Origin of the sequence: Streptomyces thermoviolaceus (genome assembly GCF_045209695.1) — a bacterium.
Taxonomy (GTDB): Bacteria; Actinomycetota; Actinomycetes; order Streptomycetales; family Streptomycetaceae; genus Streptomyces; species Streptomyces thermoviolaceus.
In genome coordinates this window covers 4,795,880-4,818,567 of sequence record NZ_CP109280.1, presented here as the reverse complement: position 1 = coordinate 4,818,567, position 22,688 = coordinate 4,795,880, and the positions used below count along the sequence as shown (strand labels likewise).

The 22,688-nt window shown below is 74.2% G+C and carries 17 protein-coding genes and 1 riboswitch; of the genes, 10 read left to right on the top strand and 7 right to left on the bottom strand.

What is annotated here, in order from left to right; all coding sequences use genetic code 11:
• The first annotated feature begins 52 nt into the window (after positions 1–52).
• Positions 53–808, top strand: a complete 756-nt coding sequence (locus tag OG899_RS20980; RefSeq protein ID WP_125499058.1) for an SDR family oxidoreductase — start codon at positions 53–55, stop codon at positions 806–808.
• Positions 809–986: 178 nt separating this feature from the next.
• Here the strand turns inward: OG899_RS20980 and OG899_RS20975 are convergent, their stop codons facing one another.
• From OG899_RS20975 to OG899_RS20950, 6 genes are all read right to left on the bottom strand, one after another.
• A complete protein-coding gene (locus OG899_RS20975) occupies positions 987–1,838 on the bottom strand; it encodes an enoyl-CoA hydratase/isomerase family protein (RefSeq protein ID WP_125499057.1) in 852 nt (283 codons plus the stop codon).
• A 165-nt stretch (positions 1,839–2,003) separates the two neighbouring features.
• Entirely contained in the window at positions 2,004–2,228 is a 225-nt protein-coding gene (locus tag OG899_RS20970; protein ID WP_185867905.1) for a helix-turn-helix domain-containing protein, read from the bottom strand.
• A gap of 383 nt (positions 2,229–2,611) precedes the next feature.
• Positions 2,612–4,210 (bottom strand): ABC-F family ATP-binding cassette domain-containing protein, encoded by a 1,599-nt coding sequence (locus OG899_RS20965; RefSeq protein ID WP_125499055.1) that lies wholly within the window; start codon positions 4,208–4,210, stop codon positions 2,612–2,614.
• 423 nt (positions 4,211–4,633) lie between these two features.
• Positions 4,634–6,112, bottom strand: coding sequence for a hypothetical protein (locus tag OG899_RS20960; protein ID WP_229814333.1), 1,479 nt, complete (start codon positions 6,110–6,112; stop codon positions 4,634–4,636).
• 603 nt (positions 6,113–6,715) lie between these two features.
• Complete coding sequence (locus tag OG899_RS20955; RefSeq protein WP_168131312.1) at positions 6,716–7,843, bottom strand: S9 family peptidase; 1,128 nt, start codon at positions 7,841–7,843, stop codon at positions 6,716–6,718.
• A 125-nt stretch (positions 7,844–7,968) separates the two neighbouring features.
• Entirely contained in the window at positions 7,969–8,664 is a 696-nt protein-coding gene (locus OG899_RS20950; RefSeq protein WP_168131313.1) for a class II aldolase/adducin family protein, read from the bottom strand.
• Positions 8,665–8,816: 152 nt separating this feature from the next.
• Here OG899_RS20950 and OG899_RS20945 point away from each other — a divergent pair, with 152 nt between their 5' ends.
• The 9 genes from OG899_RS20945 to cobI all read left to right on the top strand — a co-directional run bounded on the left by OG899_RS20945 (position 8,817) and on the right by cobI (position 21,872).
• Complete coding sequence (locus OG899_RS20945; protein WP_168131314.1) at positions 8,817–10,157, top strand: inorganic phosphate transporter; 1,341 nt, start codon at positions 8,817–8,819, stop codon at positions 10,155–10,157.
• Between the two features lie 52 nt (positions 10,158–10,209).
• Positions 10,210–10,431 carry a hypothetical protein gene (locus OG899_RS20940; protein ID WP_125500214.1) on the top strand — a complete coding sequence of 74 codons (222 nt, stop codon included), beginning with the start codon at positions 10,210–10,212 and terminating at the stop codon, positions 10,429–10,431.
• Positions 10,432–10,610: 179 nt separating this feature from the next.
• Positions 10,611–10,744: riboswitch (cobalamin riboswitch) on the top strand.
• A 101-nt stretch (positions 10,745–10,845) separates the two neighbouring features.
• Positions 10,846–11,844 carry a cobalamin biosynthesis protein gene (locus OG899_RS20935; protein WP_125500213.1) on the top strand — a complete coding sequence of 333 codons (999 nt, stop codon included), beginning with the start codon at positions 10,846–10,848 and terminating at the stop codon, positions 11,842–11,844.
• Positions 11,841–13,352, top strand: a complete 1,512-nt coding sequence (locus OG899_RS20930) for a cobyric acid synthase (RefSeq protein WP_125500212.1) — start codon at positions 11,841–11,843, stop codon at positions 13,350–13,352. The genes OG899_RS20935 and OG899_RS20930 overlap by 4 nt, the downstream gene beginning before the upstream one ends.
• Positions 13,349–16,999 carry a cobaltochelatase subunit CobN gene (cobN, locus tag OG899_RS20925; protein ID WP_125500211.1) on the top strand — a complete coding sequence of 1,217 codons (3,651 nt, stop codon included), beginning with the start codon at positions 13,349–13,351 and terminating at the stop codon, positions 16,997–16,999. Before OG899_RS20930 ends, cobN begins: the two co-directional genes overlap by 4 nt.
• A gap of 169 nt (positions 17,000–17,168) precedes the next feature.
• On the top strand, positions 17,169–19,184 hold the full coding sequence (locus OG899_RS20920) for a putative cobaltochelatase (protein WP_125500210.1): 2,016 nt from the start codon (positions 17,169–17,171) through the stop codon (positions 19,182–19,184).
• Positions 19,184–19,783: a cob(I)yrinic acid a,c-diamide adenosyltransferase gene (gene cobO / locus OG899_RS20915; RefSeq protein WP_125500209.1), complete on the top strand. Its 600-nt coding sequence runs from the start codon at positions 19,184–19,186 to the stop codon at positions 19,781–19,783. Before OG899_RS20920 ends, cobO begins: the two co-directional genes overlap by 1 nt.
• The gene (locus tag OG899_RS20910; protein WP_125500208.1) at positions 19,777–21,156 is read left to right on the top strand and encodes a cobyrinate a,c-diamide synthase; all 1,380 of its coding nucleotides are present in this window, start codon (positions 19,777–19,779) and stop codon (positions 21,154–21,156) included. Before cobO ends, OG899_RS20910 begins: the two co-directional genes overlap by 7 nt.
• On the top strand, positions 21,141–21,872 hold the full coding sequence (gene cobI / locus OG899_RS20905; protein WP_125500207.1) for a precorrin-2 C(20)-methyltransferase: 732 nt from the start codon (positions 21,141–21,143) through the stop codon (positions 21,870–21,872). Before OG899_RS20910 ends, cobI begins: the two co-directional genes overlap by 16 nt.
• 80 nt (positions 21,873–21,952) lie before the next feature.
• Here the strand turns inward: cobI and OG899_RS20900 are convergent, their stop codons facing one another.
• A complete protein-coding gene (locus OG899_RS20900) occupies positions 21,953–22,684 on the bottom strand; it encodes a ZIP family metal transporter (protein ID WP_125500206.1) in 732 nt (243 codons plus the stop codon).
• Positions 22,685–22,688: the final 4 nt, after the last annotated feature.

The following is a 22,688-nucleotide window of genomic DNA, read 5'->3' as shown; positions in this document are numbered from 1 at the left end:
GGCGCCGCCCAGCTCTCGCCCGCGGCCGGGGCGAGCGGGCAGGATAAGAGGCATGGATCTTGGACTGAAGGACCGGGTGTACGTCGTCACCGGCGCGACACGCGGCCTGGGCAACGCCGTCGCGCGCCAGCTGGTCGCCGACGGCGCGAAGGTGGTCGTCACCGGACGCGACGAGCAGCGGGCCGCCGACGCGGCGGCCGAGCTGGGCCCCGATGCCGTCGGGGTGGCCGTGGACAACGGCGACCCCGACGGCCCGGCCCGGCTCGTCGCGACCGCGCGGGAGCGCTTCGGCGGCTTCCACGGCATTCTCGTCAGCGTCGGCGGGCCGCCGCCGGGCTTCGTCGCGGACAACACCGACGAGCAGTGGCGGGCGGCGTTCGAGTCGGTGTTCCTGGGGGCGGTGCGGCTGGCCCGCACCGCGGCGGCCGAGCTGGAGGCGGGCGGCGTCATCGGCTTCGTGCTGTCCAGCTCGGTGCACGAGCCGATCCCCGGCCTGACCATCTCCAACGGGCTGCGCCCGGGCCTGGCCGGTTTCGCCAAGTCCCTCGCCGACGAGCTGGGGCCGCGCGGCATCCGGGTCGTGGGTCTGCTGCCGGGCCGGATCGACACCGACCGTGTGCGCGAGCTGGACGCCCGGTCGGCCGACCCGGAGGCGACCCGTGCCGCCTCCGAGTCCCGGATCCCGCTGCGCCGCTACGGCACCCCGGAGGAGTTCGGCCGCACGGCGGCGTTCCTGCTCTCCCCTGCGGCGTCCTACCTCACGGGCATCATGGTCCCGGTGGACGGCGGCTTCCGGCACGGCTTCTGAGACCCGGCCGTACTCCGGGCCGCGTCACCCCGCACGCCTGACCGGCATCCCGTACACCTGGCGCCGTATCGCCTTCCGGATCGCCTCCGGGCGCGCGGGGCCGCGCACGGATGCGGTGCGGGACGTCCGCAGGAGACGCCCCGCACCGTCGCACGGCCCGTGGGCCGGTGCCGGCCGCTCAGTCGCCCAGGCCCGCCAGATCCCGCAGGCGGCGGGCCTGGGCCTGGCGCTCCGCGGCGCGCTGTTCGTCGTAGGTGCGGCCCTGGGCGCCCTGGAGCAGTGCCTTGGTCTCGATCACCGCATCACGGGGCGCCGCCAGGATCGCCGAGGCGAGGTCCTGCGCCGCGGCGTCCAGCTGGTCGCGGGGCACGGCGATGTTCGCCAGCCCGCTGGCCACCGCCTCCTCGGCGGACACGAACCGGCCGGTCAGGCAGATCTCCAGCGCACGGCCGTAGCCGACCAGGCTCACCAGCGGATGGGTTCCGGTGAGGTCCGGAACCAGTCCGAGGCTGGTCTCCCGCATGGCGAACTGCACGTCGTCGGCCACGACCCGCAGATCGCAGGCGAGGGCGAGCTGGAAGCCCGCCCCGATGGCGTGCCCCTGCACCGCCGCGATGGACACGAGGTCGCTGCGCCGCCACCAGGTGAAGGCCTCCTGGTAGGTGGCGATGGTCGCGTCCAGCTCGGCGTCGTCGCTGCGTGCCAGGTCGAAGAACGACAGCTCGCCGTCGATCCCCTCCGGTGTGAACGCCTGCCGGTTCAGGCCGGCGGAGAACGACTTGCCCTCGGCGCGCAGCAGCACGACGCGGACCGAGCCCGGCAGCAGCCGCCCCGCCTCGATGAGCGCCCGCCAGAAGGCGGGACTCTGCACGTTGCGCTTGGCCGGGTTGGTCAGGGTCACCGTCGCGACCGCGCCGTCGACGGCGAGCCGTACCCCGTCCTTGTCGAGGACGGCGGGAGCAGGGGAGTTGTCGTCTGCCGGGTCACGTCCTTCGCGTTGCGATTCGAGGTCGTGCTCGAGCGAGGTCATGGTGCGCCTCCGATGGGTGCGGTCGACACGGCTGCCCTGCGCGGACAGCCCTAAGCGACTGCACAGTAACCATCCGGCGTCGCGAGGTCTCCCCCGGGCCCCGTGGCAAGAGGCCCGGAAGAGCCTGCCGCGTGGTCTCCATCGGAGCCGAGGGACCGTCCGCGGTCAGGAGGACTGCTGGGTCTTCTTGCCGCGCGTGGCCCCGCCACGCCCGCGGAGCTGGACACCCGACTCGCTGAGCATGCGGTGCACAAAGCCGTACGAGCGGCCGGTCTCCTCGGCCAACGCTCGAATGCTCGCACCGGCGTCGTACTTCTTCTTCAGGTCTGCCGCGAGCTTGTCGCGCGCGGCGCCGGTCACCCGGCTGCCCTTCTTCAGAGTCTCGGCCACCCGTGCCTCCTCATGGGAAGTGCGCTCTGGTCTCCTCATGATCACCCCTCCGGGGCCCGATGGCCACCCATTCGGCAAGGTCTGTGAGACAGGGTTGTGACGACAGGAGCACATCCCCACAAGCGGAACCGCATATTCCAAGCGGCCCGGAGCGCACCGGCGCACGAATCGTGCGGAGAAGTGCCAGGTCAGAGCAGCAATGCGGCCGAACCCTCGGTTCATAAGGGTTCGGCCGCGAAATCGGTGCATGACACACCGGGCGATGAGAAGAACTCACACAAATGACGGACACCGAATAGGCCGAACGATCCAGACGGCCAGGCCCGCACGCCCCCTCGCCGGGTGCCCGGAGGGGCCTCGGTGGTCCGGTTCCTCCCGGCCGGTCAGGCGAGCGCGACCAGGTCCGCGTACTCGGCGCCCCACAGGTCCTCGATCCCGTCGGGCAGCAGGATGATCCGCTCCGGCTGCAGCGCCTCGACCGCGCCCTCGTCGTGGGTGACCAGCACGACCGCGCCCTTGTAGGTGCGCAGCGCGCCGAGGATCTCCTCGCGGCTCGCGGGGTCGAGGTTGTTGGTGGGCTCGTCGAGCAGCAGGACGTTCGCCGAGGACACCACCAGGGTCGCCAGGGCGAGGCGGGTCTTCTCGCCGCCGGAGAGGACACCCGCCGGCTTGTCGACGTCGTCGCCGGAGAACAGGAACGAGCCGAGCACCTTGCGGACCTCCACGAGGTCCATGTCGGGCGCGGCGGAGCGCATGTTCTCCAGCACCGTGCGGTCGGGGTCGAGCGTCTCGTGCTCCTGGGCGTAGTAGCCCAGCTTGAGGCCGTGACCGGGGACGACCGAGCCGGTGTCGGGCTGCTCGATGCCCGCGAGCAGCCGCAGCAGCGTGGTCTTGCCCGCGCCGTTCAGGCCGAGGATGACGACCCGGGAGCCGCGGTCCACGGCCAGCGAGACGTCCGTGAAGATCTCCAGGGAGCCGTACGACTTCGACAGGCCCTCGGCCATCAGCGGGGTCTTGCCGCAGGGCGCCGGCTCGGGGAAGCGCAGCTTGGCCACCTTGTCCTGCTTGCGGACCTCCTCCAGGCCCGCCAGCAGCCGCTCGGCGCGCCGCGCCATGTTCTGCGCGGCGACCGTCTTGGTGGCCTTGGCGCGCATCTTGTCGGCCTGGGCGTTCAGCGCGGCGGCCTTCTTCTCGGCGTTGGCCCGCTCGCGCCTGCGGCGCTTCTCGTCGGCCTCGCGCTGCTGCTGGTACAGCTTCCAGCCCATGTTGTAGATGTCGATCGTGGCGCGGTTGGCGTCCAGGTAGAACACCTTGTTGACGACCGTCTCCACCAGGTCGACGTCGTGGCTGATGACGATGAAGCCGCCGCGGTAGGTCTTCAGATAGTCGCGGAGCCAGATGATCGAGTCCGCGTCCAGGTGGTTGGTCGGCTCGTCCAGCAGCAGGGTGTCCGCGTCGGAGAACAGGATCCGGGCCAGCTCGATCCGGCGGCGCTGACCGCCGGAGAGGGTGCGCAGGGGCTGACCGAGCACCCGGTCGGGCAGGTTGAGCGCCGCGGCGATGGTGGCGGCCTCGGCCTCGGCGGCGTAGCCACCCTTGGTGAGGAACTCCGTCTCCTGGCGTTCGTACTGCTTGAGGGCCTTCTCCCGGGTGGCGCCCTTGCCGGTGGCGATGCGCTGCTCGTTCTCGCGCATCTTGCGGATCAGCACGTCCAGGCCGCGCGCGGACAGGATGCGGTCGCGGGCGAGCACGTCGAGGTCGCCGGTGCGGGGGTCCTGCGGCAGGTAGCCGACCTCTCCGCTGCGGGTGACGGTACCGGCGGCGGGCAGGCCCTCGCCGGCCAGCACCTTGGTGAGGGTGGTCTTGCCGGCGCCGTTGCGGCCGACCAGACCGATGCGGTCGCCCTTGGCGACACGGAAGGTGGCGTTCTCGAGAAGGACGCGGGCACCGGCGCGCAGCTCGATGCCGGAAGCGGAGATCACGGACACACTCCTGGGCGGGTGATGAGGGCGGGACGGTCGGCTGAGGTGATCCCGCCGTCTAATGCGCGAGGAGAATGGCCATGCGGGACAGTCTAACGGGGGTGCGCAACCGCTTTTTCCCTGTGTTTCCTACGCGCGGACGGCCCCCTCCGCATCCGGGCGGCGGGCTTTCGCAAGCGGAGGCGGGACCTTCGAGGGGCCCGGACGGCGGCGCCTCGCCGTGACGTCCGCGCACCCGGGACCGCCCGGTCGGACGGGACCTGGGCGCGCGGGGGGCGCCGGCGGCGTCGTCGTGCACCAGGGCGCGCGGGGGGCGCCGGCGGCGGCGTGCACCGGGGCGCCCGCGCGGGGACGCGCGCACGGCCGGGCACGGATGCCGTCGGCGCCCCGCACCGTCCGGACCGCTGGGCGGGACGGCCGCCGTCAGGTCCCGCCGGTGTGGACCTGGAAGGCGGCCCGGCGGACGAGCTTGGCCAGGGCCGGGTCGGGGTGCGCGGCCGCGAGCGCGACCAGCACCTGCACCGTGCGGGGATGTCCCACGGCCCGCACCTCGTCGAGCAGGGCGGGCACCGTCGGCTGCACCGCGGTCTCCAGATGCCGCACCAGCATCTCGGCCTCCCCGTGGTCGGCGACGGCCGCGGCGGTGTCCACCCACAGCCAGGTCGCCTCCTCGCGGGTGAGGACCTCGTGGGCGTCCTCCGGGTCGACGCCGTCGTGCTCGGCCAGCCACAGCAGGGCGTAGGGCCGCAGCGTGGGCTCGTCGAGCACGGCCCGGACGTCGGCCTCGGCGGGTGCGCCGACGACCCGCAGCGCCTCGAAGGCGAGCCCGCGCAGCAGGGCGTCGTCGCCGCGGGCGGCGGCGAGCAGCTCGGCGACGGCGCTGCCCACCGGGCGGGCGGCGAGCCAGGCCCGGTACTCGGCGCGGGCCGCGTTCGGCCGCAGCTGGGCGCAGCCGCGGAGCATGTCCTCCGCCGACTGCTCGATGTTGCCGGCCGGGCTCTGCGCGGCGACGCAGATCTGCTCCAGCTTGACCCACACCGCCCAGCTGCCGAGCGGGGTGAGGGTGACCTGCCCGTCTCCGTAGGTGAGCGCCCCGACGGAGGCGAGGGCCCCGAGCGCCCAGTCGAGCAGCGGCACCAGCGCGGCCGCCTCGGCCTGTGCATCGGGCCCGGTCGGCGCCGTGACGCGGCCGTCGCCGTCCGCCGTGCGGTCGCCGGGCTGCGGCACGGTCGTCGCGGCGGGCGCGGGGTCCGTGCCGGGGGCGACGGAGGAGAGCGTGAGCCGTGACGCGGCGCGGGGCTGCTCCGGTGGGTCCGTGTCCGGGGCCGCCCCCGCCGTCCGGGTGTCGTCGGGGCCGGACGCCGGCTGCCGGACGATGCTCGGGGCGTGCACCGGCGCGGGCCCCGCAGCGGGGTCGTAGGGCACCTCGCAGCGTTCGGTGCGCAGCTCGGTGACGCGCTGCCGCAGCAGGTCGAGGAGCTGGTCGACGGGCACGGGCCCGGCGGAGAGCTGGAGGAAGGACAGCACCTGCGGCATGGCCGAGACGACCTCGGCGACGGCGGCCGGCTCCTGCTCCTCGGGTTCCGGGCAGACCAGCGGCCAGGCGTCGAACAGCGCGACCCAGCCGCGCAGCACGGCGCTGTCGTCGTGGTCCCAGGCCCGCAGCCGCCAGCCGGGGCGCGCGCTGTCGCCGTGCACCTCGACGAGGCCGGTGAGGCGGGCGGTGTCCCAGTCGGCGCGGGCCTGGGCCACGGTCAGGTCCAGATCCCGGGCGGCCCGGGCGGCGGTCTGGTCGGACAGGGTGGCCTTGCCGTCGACGCCCGCCCCGGCCCGGCCGGGCCCGAGACAGGCGTCGGCCCACCGGGCGATGCGGACCGCCCCGGCCAGGCGGGCACGCGCCATGCGGGCCAGCTCCGATGGTGCGGGGGTGCCCTCCGGCGGGCGGGGCACGGTGCGGCGCGGGCGCCGCTGGTTCACGGCTCGTGGGGCGGCGGCCAGGGGCCGCGGGCGGACGAGTCGAAGCCTGGAGTCGCGTGGGATACGGGACGTCACGGGTGCAGTCTTCCTGCTGCCGCTGCGAAAACCCAAACGGAACGCCTCGACGGGCCAGATGAAAGGCCGTGCACGCGAGTTGGGCCGGCGACGGACGAGCGGACCGGCGGCGGCCGGGACCGGGGTGCGGACGGCTTCGGGAACGCGTGCGGAACGCCTCCGCCGTGCGCACGGCGGGACGCGGTGCGGCACGGGCCGGGGCGGCGCGGCTCCGGCGGCGCGGCACGGGACCGGGCACGGACCGGGCAGCGCCGGGCCCCGTCCGGGCACCGCCGCCGACGACAAGCGGAATCCGTCCCGAAGGGGTGGCGGCCCCGCTCGCCGCGGGGTGACGCGGGGCGCCGCACGCCGAGCGCGCGCGACCGCGCGCGACTTCTTGCCGACCGCGTGCCGACCGCGTCGCCCCGGGCGCCGCACCAGGTGCACCGGGTGCGTCGCCTCACCTCACGCGGATCACATCAGCGGCGTGAGGAAACGGCGCAGGGCCTCCTCGTAGGACGCGGGGTCGGCGTTCCACATGGCGCCGTGCGGCGCGTCGGGCACGGTGTGCAGGGCGATCAGCTCGGGGCGCCCGGAGGCGAGCCGTCTCGACAGCTGCCAGGGGGCCACCTCGTCGCCGGGGCCGTGGACGACGAGGGTCGGCACGGCGAGTCCGGCGGGGTCGGCGATGTCGGCGAGCCCGTCACGGTGCAGCCCGGTGCGGCCCTGCGCGGCGCGCACCGCGAGCGGCAGCAGGGCGTCCGGCATGTGCCGTGCCCTGGCCAGGGCCCGCAGCGTCGTCTCCCAGTCGAGCACCGGCGAGTCCAGGACCAGCCCGGAGACCCGGTCGCGCAGGTCGGACCGCAGCGCCGTGCACAGCGCCATGGTCGCCCCGGTGGACCAGCCGTACAGCACGACCCGGTCCGCGCCCTGCCGCACGGCGTAGCGGAGCGCGGCGTCCAGGTCCCGCCACTCGCTCTGGCCGAGGTGGTTCAGGCCGTCCGGGGAGCGCGGGGCGCCGGGGTCGCCGCGGCAGGTGACGTCCAGGACCGGGAAGTGCCGGTGGTGCAGGAAGCCCATGACGTTCATGGGCAGCTCCCGGGTGGTGCCCAGTCCGTGCACGGTGATCACCCAGGTCCCGCGGACCCCCGGCAGGTACCAGGCGGGCAGCGGGCCCAGTTCGCCCGGCACCTCGACGTCCCGGTGGTGCAGGCCGAGGGCGGTGCGGGGGGTGCCGACGTGCAGGTTCGGGGTGAGCCAGACCTTGTCGCCGGGGTTCAGCACGCCGTGCGTGACGCGCTCCAGGCGGCGTACGACGGTGTCGGGCCGGTGCGGGGCGTCGGCCAGGACGGGGCCGACGACCGCGTGGGAGCCGTTGCCTGCCAGGCCGTAGGTGCCGGGCCGCAACGAGGCGAGGTCCCGGGTGAGGGTGATCTGCCCGGCGGCCGTGCCGTGCACGGTGAGCCGGGGTTCGGTGGGCAGGGGCCGGCCCGCGGGCGCCTTGAGCGCCGCGTCGCTGGCGAGCCGCCCGGCGGCGATGCCTGCCGCGCCGGCCGCCACAACCGCGGTGACGGCCGTGGCCGTCGCTGTGACTGTCCGCACGCAACCAGTGTCCGGGCGGACCGCCGCACCGGCCAGCGGGGAAAGCGGTCGGGGTGACATGCTCCCGCGCGGTGCGGGGCGGCGGCCCGCGTTCCCGGCCGCCTTCCCGGCCGCGTCGTGCTCCGTCAGTGCCGCCGGCCGTAGTCGCGCATCCGTTCCTGGACCTCGGCGAGCTGCCCGGGCGTGAGCAGGCTGGGGGTCAGCCCGGGCACGGACGAGGCGGTCAGCCACACCCGGCACATCCACTCCAGCTGGGCGGTGCGGTCGAGGGCCTGGTCGAGGGTGGCGCCGCAGGTGACGGTGCCGTGGTTCTGCAGCAGGCACCCGGTGCGGCCGGCCAGGGCGCGCAGCATGTTCCCGGCCAGTTCCTCGGTGCCGTAGGGGGCGTACGGGGCGACGCGCACCGGGCCGCCGAGCGCGGCGGCCATGTAGTGGATCAGGGGCAGCTCGGGCACCAGCGTGGAGACGGCCGTGGCGTGCACGGCGTGGGTGTGGACGACGGCACCGGCGCCGGTGGTGCGGTAGACCGCCAGGTGCAGGGGCAGCTCGCTGGTGGGCACCAGTGTCCCGAGCATCTGCCGTCCGTCCAGGTCCACCCCGGTGACGTCGTCGGGCGTGAGCCGGTCGTAGGGTACGCCGGACGGCGTGACCAGCACGGTGTCGCCCACCCGCACCGACACGTTGCCCGAGGTGCCGACGACCAGGCCGTCCGCCGCGGTGCGCCGGGCCGTGGCCACCAGGTCCCGCCAGGCGTCCGCCTCCTCGTCGGTCGCCTTCCGCGACCGCGCCGTCCGGTGCTCGTCCCGCGGCCGGTCATTCATGGTGCGGCCCTGTCGGTCGCTCGGCAAACGGACACAAACGGAATGCGTGGCGACGGAACCGGACACCACCTCGACCGTCACAGTTCATCTTCTGTTCACCCTCGTTACCTACCTTCAACCGGCCAATGACGCTCGAACGATTGCCTGGGTAAATGGAAGGCTTCTCGCTGATCCTCGCGATGGTGGTAGTAACCGCTCTCGCGTTCGATTTCACGAACGGTTTCCACGACACCGCCAACGCGATGGCCACCACCATCTCCACCGGCGCGCTCAAGCCCAAGGTCGCGGTGACCATGTCCGCCGTGCTCAACCTCGTGGGCGCTTTCCTCTCGGTCGAGGTCGCCAACACGATCTCCAAGGGTCTCGTCGACGAGTCCGGCATTCGTCCCGAGGTCATTTTCGCCGCACTGGTCGGCGCCATCCTCTGGAACCTGCTGACCTGGCTGGTCGGGCTCCCCTCCAGCTCCTCGCACGCCCTGATGGGCGGTCTGGTCGGCGCCACCCTCGCCTCGGCCGGCCCCGACGCGGTGCACGGCGGCGCACTGATCACCAAGGTCGTGCTTCCGGCGGTGGCCGCCCCGGTCGTCGCGGGAGTCGCCGCTGCGGTCGCGACCCGGCTGTCGTACACGATCGGCGGGAAGGACGGCAAGGCGGCCGAGAAGGGCCACCGCGCCGGACAGATCGCCTCCGCGGGTCTGGTCTCCCTGGCCCACGGCACCAACGACGCGCAGAAGACGATGGGCGTCATCACCCTGGCCCTGGTCACCGGCGGTGCCCTGGCCCCCGGCTCCAACCCTCCCACCTGGGTGATCCTCTCGGCCGGCCTGGCGATCGCACTCGGCACCTACATCGGCGGCTGGCGCATCATCCGCACCATGGGCACCGGCCTGACCGACCTGCAGCCGCAGCAGGGCTTCGCCGCCCAGACCAGCGCGGCCACCGCCATCCTCGCCTCCTCCCACCTGGGCTTCTCGCTGTCCACCACGCATGTGGTCTCCGGCGCGGTGATGGGCGCCGGCCTGGGCCGCAAGGGCGGCGTGGTCCGCTGGTCCACGGCCGGCCGCATGACGGTGGCCTGGGTGCTCACCCTGCCGGCGGCGGCCCTGGTCGGCGCGGGCGCCGAGGCCGTGACCGATCTCGGCGACTGGGGCACCGCGCTCGTCGCGGTGTTCCTGGTGGCCGCGAGCGCCGCGATCTGGCTCGTCTCCCGCCGCCAGGTCGTCGACCACACCAATGTCACCGGGCCCGCGGCGACGGCCGAGGAGCCGGCCGGTGTGGTGACCCAGGCCCTGGCCGCCGTGGCCCCGCCGGCCGCCGGCCAGCCCGCCCCGGCCGCCGAGGACACCGCCTCGGCGCCGACGCCCGCCGACGCGCCGACGGCGACCGTCCCGGCCCAGCCCACGGCTCCCGCGCCCGCGTCCCCGGCCGCCGAGCCGGTCTCCCCCGCTCCCGCCCCCGCGTCCGCGGCGACCCCGCCGGCCGCGGCCGTCTGACCCACCGCAGGGCACCGGCTCACCGCGCCGGTCACAGGAAAGCAGCTACGGCATGAAGATCGACTGGGCAGCACTCGGCTCCGTGTTCGGCGTCAGCCTCGTGGTCACCGTCGCCCTGGTGACCCTGTTCACCCTCGGCATCGCCGGGCTGTCCCGGCGCGAGGCCGCCGCGACCCGCGGCGAGCGCGCCGTCGCCGCCACGACCGGGGCGTACCTGTGCTTCGCACTGTGCGCGGCGGCCGTGGCCTACGGGATCTGGCTCATCGTGGGCTGACGCGGCCCGTACCGCCTCCGGCGACTGACCGGGGCCACCCGTGCCCCGGGGAGTTTCGTCGTTCTCCCGCCGCGCACACGCCCCGGCGGCCGTCGCACCCCCCTGTCCCCCCGGCGCCGGTGTGTGGGCCTCAGCACACCGGGCCGTCGCAGGTCAGGGCGGAGTTGACGGGTGTTCGTGGAGCGTGGTGGACTTCAGTGGCCAGTTACGGCGGCACGAGAGGAAGCCCGGTGCGAATCCGGCGCGGTCCCGCCACTGTGACCGGGAGACCTTCCCGGGAGCCAGGAACTCTCACCGCCGGTTTTCGTCGAACCAGGGCGTGGACACCCTGAGTGAGGACACATCCCATGCGCGGCTGCCGATTCAGGCTCATCGACGACGTCTCCCGTAAAGTTCCCGCGATCGGCTGACCCCATGGGTGCCGCTCGCGTCTACGCGTACGGCGCCACCGCCGGCCTCCTCGGTGACCTGCTCCTCGGCGATCCGCGCCGTGGGCATCCCGTCGCCGTGTTCGGGCGGGCCGCCGGCGCCGTCGAACGTGTGCTGTGGAAGGACCACCGCGGCTGGGGTGCGCTGCACACAGCGGTGTGCGCCGGTGGCGCCGTGGCGCTGTCGGCTCTCGCCGCACGCGCCGTGCGCCGCTCCCCCGTCGCCTCCGTCCTGCTGACCGGTGCCGCCACCTGGACGGTGGTCGGCGGAACCTCCCTCGCCCGCGAAGCCCGGGTCATAGCCCGCGCCTTGGAGGCGGGCGAGGTGGATGCCGCGCGGGCGCGGCTGCCGCATCTGTGCGGACGCGACCCGCACGCCCTGGACGCCGACGGCATCGCCCGGGCCGTGGTGGAGTCGGTGGCCGAGAACACCTCCGACGCGGTCGTCGGCGCCCTGGTGTGGGGCGCGGTCGCGGGCGTGCCGGGGTTCGCCGGCTTCCGGGCCGTCAACACCCTGGACGCGATGGTCGGTCATCGCTCGCCCCGCTACCGCCGCTACGGCTGGGCCTCGGCCCGCCTCGACGATCTGGCCGGGTGGCCGGGGGCCCGGCTGACCGCCGCCCTCGCCGTCCTCACCGGCGGCGATCCGCGGGGTGCCGTACGGGCCTGGCGGGCCGATGCCGCCCAGCATCCGAGCCCCAACGCCGGTCCGGTCGAGGCCGCGTTCGCCGGAGCGCTCGGGGTGCGGCTGGGCGGCACCCTGTCGTACGCCGGGCGCGTGGAGCACCGGCCGGTGCTCAACTCCGCCGGACGCGCCGTGCAGGTGGCGGACATCGACCGTGCCGTACGGCTCTCACGGCGCGTGAGCTGGCTGGCGCTCGCCACCTGCACCGGCGTGAAGCTGCTGTGCGGCCGCCGGGGGCGGGCTGCCCTGCGCGCCGTCCGCCGGGCGAAGGGCCGGCGGGTGACGGGCGGTGCGGCATGAGCGGAGGCCTGCTCGTGGCCGGCACCACATCCGACGCCGGCAAGAGCGTGGTGACCGCCGGGATCTGCCGGTGGCTGGTGCGCCGGGGCGTGAAGGTGGCGCCGTTCAAGGCGCAGAACATGTCCCTCAACTCCTTCGTCACCCGTGAGGGCGCCGAGATCGGCCGCGCCCAGGCCATGCAGGCCCAGGCGTGCCGCATCGAGCCGACCGCGCTGATGAACCCGGTGCTGCTCAAGCCGGGCGGCGAGCGAAGCAGCCAGGTCGTGGTGCTGGGCAAGGCGATGGGCGAGCTGAGTGCCCGCGGCTACCACGGCGGGCGTCAGGAGCGGCTGCTCGGCACCGTGCTGGACTGCCTCGCCGAACTGCGCCGCACCCACGACATGGTGATCTGCGAGGGGGCGGGCAGCCCGGCGGAGATCAATCTGCGCCGCACCGACATCGTCAACATGGGCCTCGCCCGCGCCGCGCGGCTGCCGGTGCTGGTCGTCGGCGACATCGACCGCGGCGGGGTGTTCGCGTCGTTCTACGGCACCGTCGCCCTGCTCGCGCCCGAGGACCAGCGGCTGGTGGCCGGATTCCTCGTCAACAAGTTCCGCGGCGACGTGTCCCTGCTGCAGCCGGGCCTCGAGATGCTGCACGGCCTCACCGGCCGGCGCACCTTCGGTGTGCTGCCGTACCGGCACGGCCTCGGCATCGACGAGGAGGACGGCATGGCGGTGTCGCTGCGCGGCGCGGTCCGCGAGTCGGCGGTCGAGCCCCCGGTCGGCGAGGACGTGCTGCGGGTGGCCGTGTGCGCGGTGCCGCTGATGTCCAACTTCACCGACGTCGACGCGCTGGCCGCCGAACCCGGCGTCGTGGTGCGGTTCGTGGACCGGCCCGAGGAACTGGCCGACGCCGACCTCGTCGTCGTCCCGGGCACCCGGGGCACGGTCCGCGCCCTTCAGTGGCTGCGCGAGCGCGGACTCGCCGACGCACTGGCACGCCGCGCCGCGCAGTCCCGGCCGATCCTCGGCATCTGCGGCGGTTTCCAGCTGCTCGGCGAGCACATCGAGGACGAGGTGGAGAGCCGCGCCGGGCACGTGGCCGGGCTCGGCCTGCTGCCCGTGCGGGTGCGGTTCGCCCGTGAGAAGACCCTGGCCCGGCCCACCGGTCAGGCCCTCGGCGAAGTCGTCGAGGGATACGAGATCCACCACGGGATCGCCGACGTCCACGGCGGCGACGAACCCTTCCTGGACGGCTGCCGCCTCGGCGTCACCTGGGGCACGCACTGGCACGGGGCGCTGGAGTCGGACGGCTTCCGGCGGGCCTTTCTGCGCGAGGTGGCATCCGCCGCGGGCCGCCGTTTCGTGCCGGCACCGGACACCTCGTTCGCCGCGCTGCGCGAGCAGCAGCTCGACCGGCTCGGCGATCTGATCGAACAGCACGCGGACACCGACGCGCTGTGGCGGCTCCTCGAGTCCGGCGCGCCGCAAGGACTGCCCTTCCTCCCCCCGGGAGTTCCCGCATGAGCACAGTGCTGCTGTTGTCGACCGCCGACACCGACCTGCTGGCGGCCCGGGCCTCCGGCGCCGGCTACCGCATCGCCAACCCCACCCGCGTGGACGTCGTCGAGGACCTGCCGGCCCTGCTGGACGGGGCGGACATCGCCGTCGTCCGGCTGCTCGGCGGCAGACGCGCCTGGGAGGACGGGCTGGCCGCGCTCACGGCGTCCGGCATCCCGACCGTCCTGCTCGGCGGCGAGACGGTCCCGGACGCCGAACTGATGGCCGAGTCCAGCGTGCCCGCGGGAGTCGTCGCCGAAGCGCTGACGTACCTCGTCGAGGGCGGCCCCGCCAACCTCGCCGAACTCGCCCGGTTCCTGTCGGACACCGTGCTGCTCACCGGCGAGGGCTTCGAACGGCCCCGACCCATGCCGGCGTACGGCGTGCACGGCTCCTACGAGATCCGCGACGACCGCCCGACGGTCGGCGTGCTCTTCTACCGCGCCCACGAACTCAGCGGCAACACCGCCTTCGTCGACACCCTGTGCGACGCGATCGAGGAGCGGGGCGCCAACGCGCTGCCCGTGTACTGCGGTTCGCTGCGCGGCGCGGAAGCCGGGCTGTACGACCTCCTCGGCCGCGCCGACGCCCTGGTCACCACCGTGCTCGCGGCCGGCGGCACCCACGCCTCGCAGGCCTCCGCCGGCGGCGACGAGGAGTCCTGGGACGTCGGAGCACTGGCCGAGCTGGACGTGCCGGTCCTGCAGGGCCTGTGCCTGACCACCCCGCGCGCCGCGTGGGAGGAGTCCGACGCGGCACTGTCCCCCATGGACGCGGCGATGCAGGTCGCCATCCCCGAGTTCGACGGACGCCTGATCACCGTGCCGTTCTCCTTCAAGGAGGAGGGCCCCGACGGCGTCCCCGTGTACGTCGCCGACCCCGAACGGGCCGCCCGGGTCGCCGGGATCGCCGTCCGCCACGCCCGGCTGCGGCACACACCCAACGCGGAGAAGAAGATCGCGCTGATCTTCACCGCCTACCCGACCAAGCACTCCCGGGTCGGCAACGCCGTCGGCCTCGACACCCCCGCCTCGGCGGTCCGGGTGCTGGACGCGCTGCGCGACGCGGGCTACACCCTGACCGACCACCCCTCCACGGGCGACGAGCTGATCCACCGGCTCATCCAGGCCGGCGGCCACGACGTGGAGTGGCTGACGGAGGAACAGCTGCGCACCGCACCGGCCCGGGTGCCGCTGGCCGACTACCGCGCCTGGTTCGAGCAGCTCGACCCGGAGCTGCGGGAGGCGATGACCGAGGCGTGGGGCGAACCGCCGGGCTCGCTGTACGTCGACGGCGACGACATCGTGCTCGCCTCGCTGCGGTTCGGGAACGTCGTGGTGATGATCCAGCCGCCGCGCGGCTTCGGCGAGAACCCCGTCGCCATCTACCACGACCCGGACATGCCGCCCTCCCACCACTACCTGGCCGCCTACCGCTGGCTGGAGCACAGCTTCGGGGCCGACGCGATCGTCCACATGGGCAAGCACGGCACCATGGAGTGGCTGCCCGGCAAGGGGCTGGGCATGTCCCGCGGCTGCGCCCCGGATGCCGTGCTCGGCGACCTGCCCCTCGTCTACCCCTTCATCGTGAACGACCCCGGCGAGGGCACCCAGGCCAAGCGGCGTGGCCACGCCACGGTCGTCGATCACCTGGTGCCGCCGATGGCCCGCGCCGACACCTACGGCCTCCTCGCCGAACTCGAACAGCTGCTGGACGAGTACGCGCTGGTCAGCGACCTGGACCCGGCGAAGGCCCCGGCCGTGCGCGCCCGGATCTGGACGCTGGTGAAGGCCGCCGAACTCCACCACGACCTGCACGTCGACGCACAGCCGGACGACGACGAGTTCGATGAGTTCGTCCTGCACATCGACGGCTATCTGTGCGAGATCAAGGACGTGCAGATCCGCGACGGCCTGCACGTCCTCGGCGGTGGCCCGGTCGGCGCGCCCCGTGTCAACCTCGTCCTCGCCGTGCTGCGCGCCTCGCAGGTGTGGGGCGGTCGCGCGAACGCCCTGCCGGGGCTGCGGGCCTCGCTGGCCGCGCACTTCGGGCTCGACGAGAAGGAGCTGCTGGCCGAACCCGGCGCCCCGGTCGAGGTCCCGGCGGAGCTGACCGACCTGGTCGACGGCCCCGCCCGCACCGCCTCCGACGCGATCGACCTGTTGGAGCAGCTGTGCCGGCGGATCGCCGAGGGCATGGAGGAACGGAACTGGGCGACGGACGCGGCGCCCGGCCTGGTCCGCGAGGTGCTGGGCGCCGACCTGCCGGACGCGGTGGCCGTGCTGCGGTTCGCCTGCGAGGAGGTCGTGCCCCGCCTGGCCCGCACCGAGGACGAGATCGGGCACATCCTGCACGCCCTGGACGGCGGCTACGTCCCGGCGGGTCCCTCCGGCTCGCCGACCCGCGGTCTGGTCAACGTCCTGCCCACCGGCCGGAACTTCTACTCCGTCGACCCCAAGGCCATTCCGTCCCGGCTGAGCTGGGAGGTCGGCCAGTCCCTCGCGGACTCGCTGGTGCAGCGGTACCTCGCGGACACCGGCACCTACCCGAAGTCCGTCGGTCTGACGGTGTGGGGCACCTCCGCGATGCGCACCCAGGGCGACGACATCGCCGAGATCCTGGCGCTGCTGGGCTGCCGTCCGGTGTGGGACGACGCCTCCCGGCGCGTCACCGGTTTCGAGATCGTCCCGCTCAAGGAGCTGGGCCGGCCCCGCATCGACGTCACGGTCCGCATCTCCGGCTTCTTCCGGGACGCGTTCCCGCACGTGGTGGGCCTGATCGACGACGCCGTACGGGCCGTCGCCGACCTCGACGAACCGGCCGAGTCCAACTATGTGCGGGCCCATGTGGAGGAGGACGTGGCCGGGCACGGCGACCGGCGGCGCGCCACGTCCCGCATCTTCGGCTCCAAGCCGGGCGCGTACGGCGCCGGTCTGCTGCCGCTGATCGACGCCCGCAACTGGCGCTCCGACGCCGACCTCGCCGAGGTGTACGCGGTGTGGGGCGGCTACGCCTACGGGCGCGGGCTCGACGGGCGGCCGGCGCGCGGGGACATGGAGACGGCGTTCCGGCGGATCGCGGTGGCGGCGAAGAACGTCGACACCAGGGAACACGACATCGCGGACGCCGACGACTACTTCCAGTACCACGGCGGCATGGTCGCCGTGGTCCGCCACCTGACGGGCGCCGACCCCGAGGCGTACGTGGGCGATTCGGCCGTGCCCGACCAGGTGAGGACACGGACGCTGGGCGAGGAGACGCACCGGGTCTTCCGGGCCCGGGTGGTCAACCCGCGCTGGATGGCGGCGATGCGAAGGCACGGATACAAGGGTGCTTTCGAAATGGCCGCGACCGTGGACTACCTGTTCGGCTACGACGCCACGGCCGGGGTCGTGGACGACTGGATGTACGAGAAGCTCAGCGCCGCGTACGTCTTCGACCCGGAGAACCGGGACTTCATGCGGACGTCCAATCCGTGGGCGCTCAGGGGCATCACCGAGCGCCTGCTGGAGGCGGCGGACCGCGGGCTGTGGGCGGCGCCGGACCAGGAGACCCTGGACCGGCTCCGGGCGACCTACCTCGAACTCGAGGGAGATCTGGAGGGGGACGCGTGATCCCCCGGACCACCCCCGCGCCGGCGGTGAGCACGTACGCGACGGCCCTGAGGCCCACTCCGTGCCCGGAACACGCCCGCGTCGGCGGGGAGCACACCACCACCGTGACCGGCCACCGGCCCGGCCAGGGTCCACTCCCCCCTGCATCGACCGAAGGAGTGATCACCGCGTGAGCACGCCCTATCCCTTCACCGCTGTCGTCGGCCAGGACGACCTGCGACTGGCACTGCTCCTGAACGCGGTGAGCCCGGCGGTGGGCGGAGTCCTGGTCCGGGGTGAGAAGGGGACCGCGAAGAGCACCGCCGTGCGTGCCCTGTCGGCGCTGTTGCCCGAGGTGGCCGTCGTGCCCGGGTGCCGGTTCTCCTGTGATCCCGCCGCACCCGATCCCGCGTGCCCGGACGGGCCGCACGAGGCGGGCGAGGGCACGCCGCGGCCCGCTCGGATGGTCGAGCTGCCCGTCGGCGCGTCCGAGGACCGGCTGGTCGGCGCACTGGACATCGAGCGGGCGCTCTCGGAGGGCGTGAAGGCGTTCGAGCCGGGACTGCTGGCCGAGGCGCACCGGGGCATCCTCTACGTCGACGAGGTCAATCTCCTGCACGACCATCTGGTCGACCTCCTGTTGGACGCCGCCGCGATGGGCGCCTCGTACGTCGAGCGCGAAGGTGTCTCCGTGCGGCATGCCGCGCGGTTCCTGCTGGTCGGGACCATGAATCCGGAGGAAGGGGAATTGCGCCCCCAGCTGCTCGACCGCTTCGGCCTGACGGTCGAGGTGGCCGCCTCCCGCGATCCCGACACACGTGTGGAGGTCGTCAAGCGGCGGCTCGCCCACGACGCCGACCCGGCCGCGTTCGCCGCGCAGTGGGCCGGGGAGGAGGCCGCCGTTCGGCAGCGCATCGCGGCGGCCCGGGAGTTGCTGCCGCAGGTGCGGCTGAGCGACCGGGCGCTGAAGCAGATCGCGGCGACCTGCGCGGCTTTCGAGGTGGACGGCATGCGTGCCGACATCGTCATGGCGCGTACGGCGACCGCGCTGGCCGCGTGGGCCGGGCGGACGGAGGTGCTGGCCGAGGACGTGCGGCAGGCGGCGCTGCTCGCGCTGCCGCACCGGCGGCGGCGCAATCCCTTCGATGCGCCCGGGTTGGACGAGGACAGACTGGACGAGACGCTGGAGCGGTTCTCCGGCGAGGACCCCGAGGATCCCGGCACCGATCCAAACCCCGACGGTGACGGCGGTGGTCCCGGTGGTGGCGGTGGTCAGCCCGCACCGGACACCGGACCGCAGGGCGGGGACACCGGGGCGCGCCCCGAGGAGGGTGAGGACGGGCAGCCTCAGCCGTCCGGGGCCCGGGAGCAGGCGCCGGTGCGGGCGGCGGAGCCGTTCCGTACCCGGGTGCTGAGCGTGCCGGGTGTGGGCGAGGGTGCGGCCGGGCGGCGTTCGCGGGCGCGGACGGAGCACGGGCGTACGACCGGTGCGCGGCGTCCCAGGGGTGCGCTGACCACGCTGCATCTGGCGGCGACGGTGCGTGCGGCGGCGCCGTATCAGCGGGCGCGGGGCCGGTCGGGGCCGGGGCTGGTGCTGCGGCGGGACGATCTGCGGCAGGCGACGAAGGAAGGCCGCGAGTCCAATCTCGTGCTGTTCGTGGTGGACGCCTCCGGGTCGATGGCGGCGCGGCAGCGGATGAGCGCGGTGAAAGGTGCGGTGCTGTCGCTGCTGCTGGACGCCTACCAGCGGCGGGACAAGGTCGGGCTGGTGACGTTCCGGGGCTCCTGCGCCGAGGTGGCGCTGCCGCCGACGTCGTCGGTGGACGCGGCCGCGGCGCGGCTGGAGTCGCTGCCGACGGGCGGGCGGACGCCGCTGGCGGCGGGCCTGCTGAAGGCGCACGAGGTGCTGCGGGTGGAGCGGCTGCGGGATGCGGCGCGGCGTCCGCTGGTCGTGGTGGTGACCGACGGGCGGGCGACGGGTGGTCCGGAGCCGGTGGCGCTCGCGTCGCGTGCGGCGGGGCTGTTCGCCGCCGAGGGGGTGGCATCGGTGGTCGTGGACTGCGAGTCGGGTCCGGTGCGGCTGGGGCTGGCCGGGCGGCTGGCCGCGGCTCTGGGCGGTGAGGCGGTGACGCTGGAGGAGCTGCGGGCCGACGCGATCGCCGGGCTGGTCAGGGATGTGCAGGGTGCGAGCAGGAGGGCCGCGTAGTGCCGCAGGGACAGCCGAGTGCGGTGCCGGACGACGGGCTGACGACGCGTCAGCGGCGTCACCGGCCGTTGGTGATCGTGCACACGGGCGTCGGGAAGGGCAAGTCGACGGCCGCGTTCGGGCTGGCGCTGCGTGCCTGGAACCAGGGCTGGCCGATCGGGGTGTTCCAGTTCGTGAAGTCGGCCAAGTGGCGGGTCGGCGAGGAGCGGGCGCTGCGGGTGCTCGGTGCCTCCGGTGAGGGCGGCACCGTGGCCTGGCACAAGATGGGCGAGGGCTGGTCGTGGGTGCAGCGCGATCGGCAGATGGACAACGAGGCCAAGGCCCGGGAGGGCTGGGAGCAGGTCAAGCGGGACCTGGCGGCGGAGACGTACCGGCTGTACGTGCTGGACGAGTTCGCGTATCCGCTGCACTGGGGCTGGGTGGACACCGACGAGGTGATCGAGGTGCTGCGCGCCCGGCCGGGCACCCAGCATGTGGTGATCACCGGGCGGAACGCCCCGCAGCAGCTGATGGACTTCGCGGACCTGGTGACCGACATGTCCAAGGTGAAGCATCCGATGGACGTGGGTCAGAAGGGCCAGAGGGGCATCGAGTGGTGAGGTCCGTTCCCCGGCTGGTGGTGGCCGCGCCGTCGTCGGGCAGCGGCAAGACCACGGTCGCGACGGGGCTGATGGCCGCGCTGGCCCGGCGGGGGCTGTCGGTGTCCCCGCACAAGGTCGGCCCGGACTACATCGATCCGGGCTATCACGCGCTGGCCACCGGGCGCACGGGGCGCAATCTGGACGCGTATCTGTGCGGGCCCGAGCTGATCGCGCCGCTGTTCCTGCACGGGGCGCGCGGGTGCGACGTCGCCGTCGTGGAGGGCGCGATGGGCCTGTTCGACGGTGCGGCGGGCGAGGGCGAGCTGGCGTCCACGGCGCAGGTGGCGAAGCTGCTGCGGGCGCCGGTGGTGCTGGTGGTGGACGCGTCCGCGCAGTCGCGGTCGGTGGCGGCGCTGGTGCACGGGTTCGTCACCTTCGATCCCGAGGTGCGGATCGGGGGCGTGATCCTGAACAAGGTGGCCTCCGAGCGGCATGAGGCGTTGCTGCGGGAGGCGCTTCGGTCCGTGGGGGTTGAGGTGCTGGGGGTGCTGCGGCGGGCGGAGCAGGTGGCGACGCCGTCGCGGCATCTGGGGCTGGTGCCGGTGGCCGAGCGGCGTGCGGCCGCGCTGGAGGCCGTGGCGGCGATGGCGGAGCAGGTGGCGGACGGCTGTGATCTGCCGGCGCTGCTGGCGCTGGCGCGCAGTGCCGGGGCGCTGCCGGACGAGCCGTGGGGGGCACCCGAGGCTCCCGAGATGTCCGGGGTGTCCGGGGCACGGCGGCCGGTGGTCGCGGTCGCCGGGGGTGCGGCGTTCACGTTCTCCTACGCGGAGCACGCCGAGCTGCTGCGGGCCGCGGGTGCCCAGGTCGTGCCGTTCGATCCGCTGCGGGACGAGCGGCTGCCGGAGGGGACGCGCGGGCTGGTCGTCGGCGGTGGGTTCCCGGAGGTGTATGCCGCGGAGCTGTCCGGCAACGAGGCACTGCGCAAGCAGATCGCGGATCTCGCGCTGGGCGGCGCTCCGGTGGCCGCGGAGTGTGCGGGGCTGCTGTATCTGTGCCGGGAGCTGGACGGCCGGCCGATGTGCGGGGTGCTGGACGCCGAGGCGCGCATGACCGGGCGGCTCACGCTGGGCTACCGGGATGCGGTGGCCGTCACCGACAGCGTGCTCGCCGAGGCGGGGACGCGGATGCGGGGGCACGAGTTCCATCGCACGGTCGTCGAGCCCGGCGCCGGGGCGGCTGCCGCCTGGGGGGTCAGGGCTCCCGTGCGGCGGACGGAGGGTTTCGTTCAGGGCGGTGTGCACGCGAGTTATCTGCACACCCACTGGGCCGCGCGGCCCGGTGTCGCCCGTCGGTTCGTGGAGAGGTGTCGCACGCCATGGCCTGCAGGCTGATCGGAGTGGGCGTCGGTCCCGGCGACCCGGACCTGGTGACGGTCAAGGGCGTGAAGGCGCTGCGCGCCGCGGGCGTCGTCGTGGTGCCGGTGATGGACACCGGGGAGCGGGGGCGGGCCGAGGCGACCGTGCTGCACCATGTGGGACCGAAGAAGGTCGTCCGGGTGGTGTTCGCGCTGAACGAGCGGACGGACCGGGCGCGCCGCGAGGCGGCGTGGGACGCGGCCGGGCAGCGGGTCGCGGCGCTGCTGCGGGAGCACGGCACGGTCGCGTTCGCGACGATCGGCGACCCCAACGTGTACTCGACGTTCACCTATCTCGCGCAGACCGTCGCCCCTCTGGTGCCGGGGACGGTCGTGGAGACGGTGCCCGGCATCACCGCGATGCAGGATCTGGCGGCGCGGTCGGGTGCGGTGCTGACCGAGGGCACCGAGCCGCTGACGCTGGTGCCGGTGACCGCCGGTGCGGGCGTGCTGAAGGAGGCGCTGCGCGGGCCGGGGACGGTGGTGGCGTACAAGTTCGGGCGGCAGGCGGGCGAGGTCGCCGAGGCGCTGCGGGCGAGCGGCCGGCTCGGGGACGCCGTGTGGGGGTCGGCGCTGGGGCTGCCGGAGGAGTCGATCCGTCCGGCCGCCGAGCTGGACGGCTCTCCGCTGCCGTATCTGTCGACGCTGATCGCGCCGCCGCGGCGGGACGGCGGGCGGGGCGGCAAGCTGTGAGCGGCACGCGGACCCGGCGGGTGCGGGCAGCGTGCCCGGCCCGGCGGAGGGGGCCTGACCGCCCGGCCCGGCCGGTGCGGTCAGGCCGCCAGGCCCACCACCAGCCACACGAACGCCGCGCCGGCGATGGTGCACAGCAGGGTGGAGCGTGCCGCGTGCGCATGGTGGGCCTCGGGCAGGATCTCGGCCGCGGCGAGGTAGAGCAGTGCGCCGCCGAACAGGCCCAGGTAGCCGCCGAGGAACCACTCGGGGATCGCCACGAACGACGTGCTGGCCGCGCCCACCACCGGGGCGAGGGCGTCGGCGCCCAGCATGGCCAGCGCCTTGCGGCGTGCGTTGCCGTACAGCCGGGTCAGGGTGAAGGTGTTGAAGCCGTCGGCGAAGTCGTGGGCGATGACCGCGAGGGCGACGGCGGCGCCCATGCCGCCGCCGACCTGGAAGGCGGCGCCCATGGCCACACCGTCCATGGCGCTGTGCCCGACCATCGCGGCGGCCGCCGTCAGCCCCACCTCCGGGGCGCGGTGGTGGGCGTGCTCGTCGCCGCCGTGCGCGGCCTGCCGGGCCGCGAGCAGACGCTCGACCAGGTGCGCCATGAGGAAGCCGGCCACGAACAGCAGGAGGGCGGCCGGTACGCCGAAGACCTCCCGGCCGGCCGCTTCCAGGGCCTCCGGCAGCAGGTCGAGTCCGACCACGCCGAGCATCAGCCCGCCGGCCAGTCCGAGAACCAGGTGGCGGCGGTCGGTCACCCGCTGCGCCGTCCATCCGCCGGCCAGCGTCATCAGGAACGCGCCGAGCGCGACGAAGACAGCCATGTGC

Excerpts from the sequence above, each read along its gene's own strand:
- OG899_RS20980 (WP_125499058.1), top strand. The coding sequence starts at position 53 with ATGGATCTTGGACTGAAGGACCGGGTGTACGTCGTCACCGGCGCGACA.
- OG899_RS20975 (WP_125499057.1), bottom strand. The coding sequence starts at position 1,838 with ATGACCTCGCTCGAGCACGACCTCGAATCGCAACGCGAAGGACGTGAC.
- OG899_RS20960 (WP_229814333.1), bottom strand. The coding sequence starts at position 6,112 with ATGGCGCGTGCCCGCCTGGCCGGGGCGGTCCGCATCGCCCGGTGGGCC.
- OG899_RS20950 (WP_168131313.1), bottom strand. The coding sequence starts at position 8,664 with ATGAATGACCGGCCGCGGGACGAGCACCGGACGGCGCGGTCGCGGAAG.
- OG899_RS20945 (WP_168131314.1), top strand. The coding sequence starts at position 8,817 with ATGGAAGGCTTCTCGCTGATCCTCGCGATGGTGGTAGTAACCGCTCTC.
- OG899_RS20940 (WP_125500214.1), top strand. The coding sequence starts at position 10,210 with ATGAAGATCGACTGGGCAGCACTCGGCTCCGTGTTCGGCGTCAGCCTC.
- OG899_RS20935 (WP_125500213.1), top strand. The coding sequence starts at position 10,846 with ATGGGTGCCGCTCGCGTCTACGCGTACGGCGCCACCGCCGGCCTCCTC.
- OG899_RS20930 (WP_125500212.1), top strand. The coding sequence starts at position 11,841 with ATGAGCGGAGGCCTGCTCGTGGCCGGCACCACATCCGACGCCGGCAAG.
- cobN (WP_125500211.1), top strand. The coding sequence starts at position 13,349 with ATGAGCACAGTGCTGCTGTTGTCGACCGCCGACACCGACCTGCTGGCG.
- cobI (WP_125500207.1), top strand. The coding sequence starts at position 21,141 with ATGGCCTGCAGGCTGATCGGAGTGGGCGTCGGTCCCGGCGACCCGGAC.
- OG899_RS20900 (WP_125500206.1), bottom strand. The coding sequence starts at position 22,684 with ATGGCTGTCTTCGTCGCGCTCGGCGCGTTCCTGATGACGCTGGCCGGC.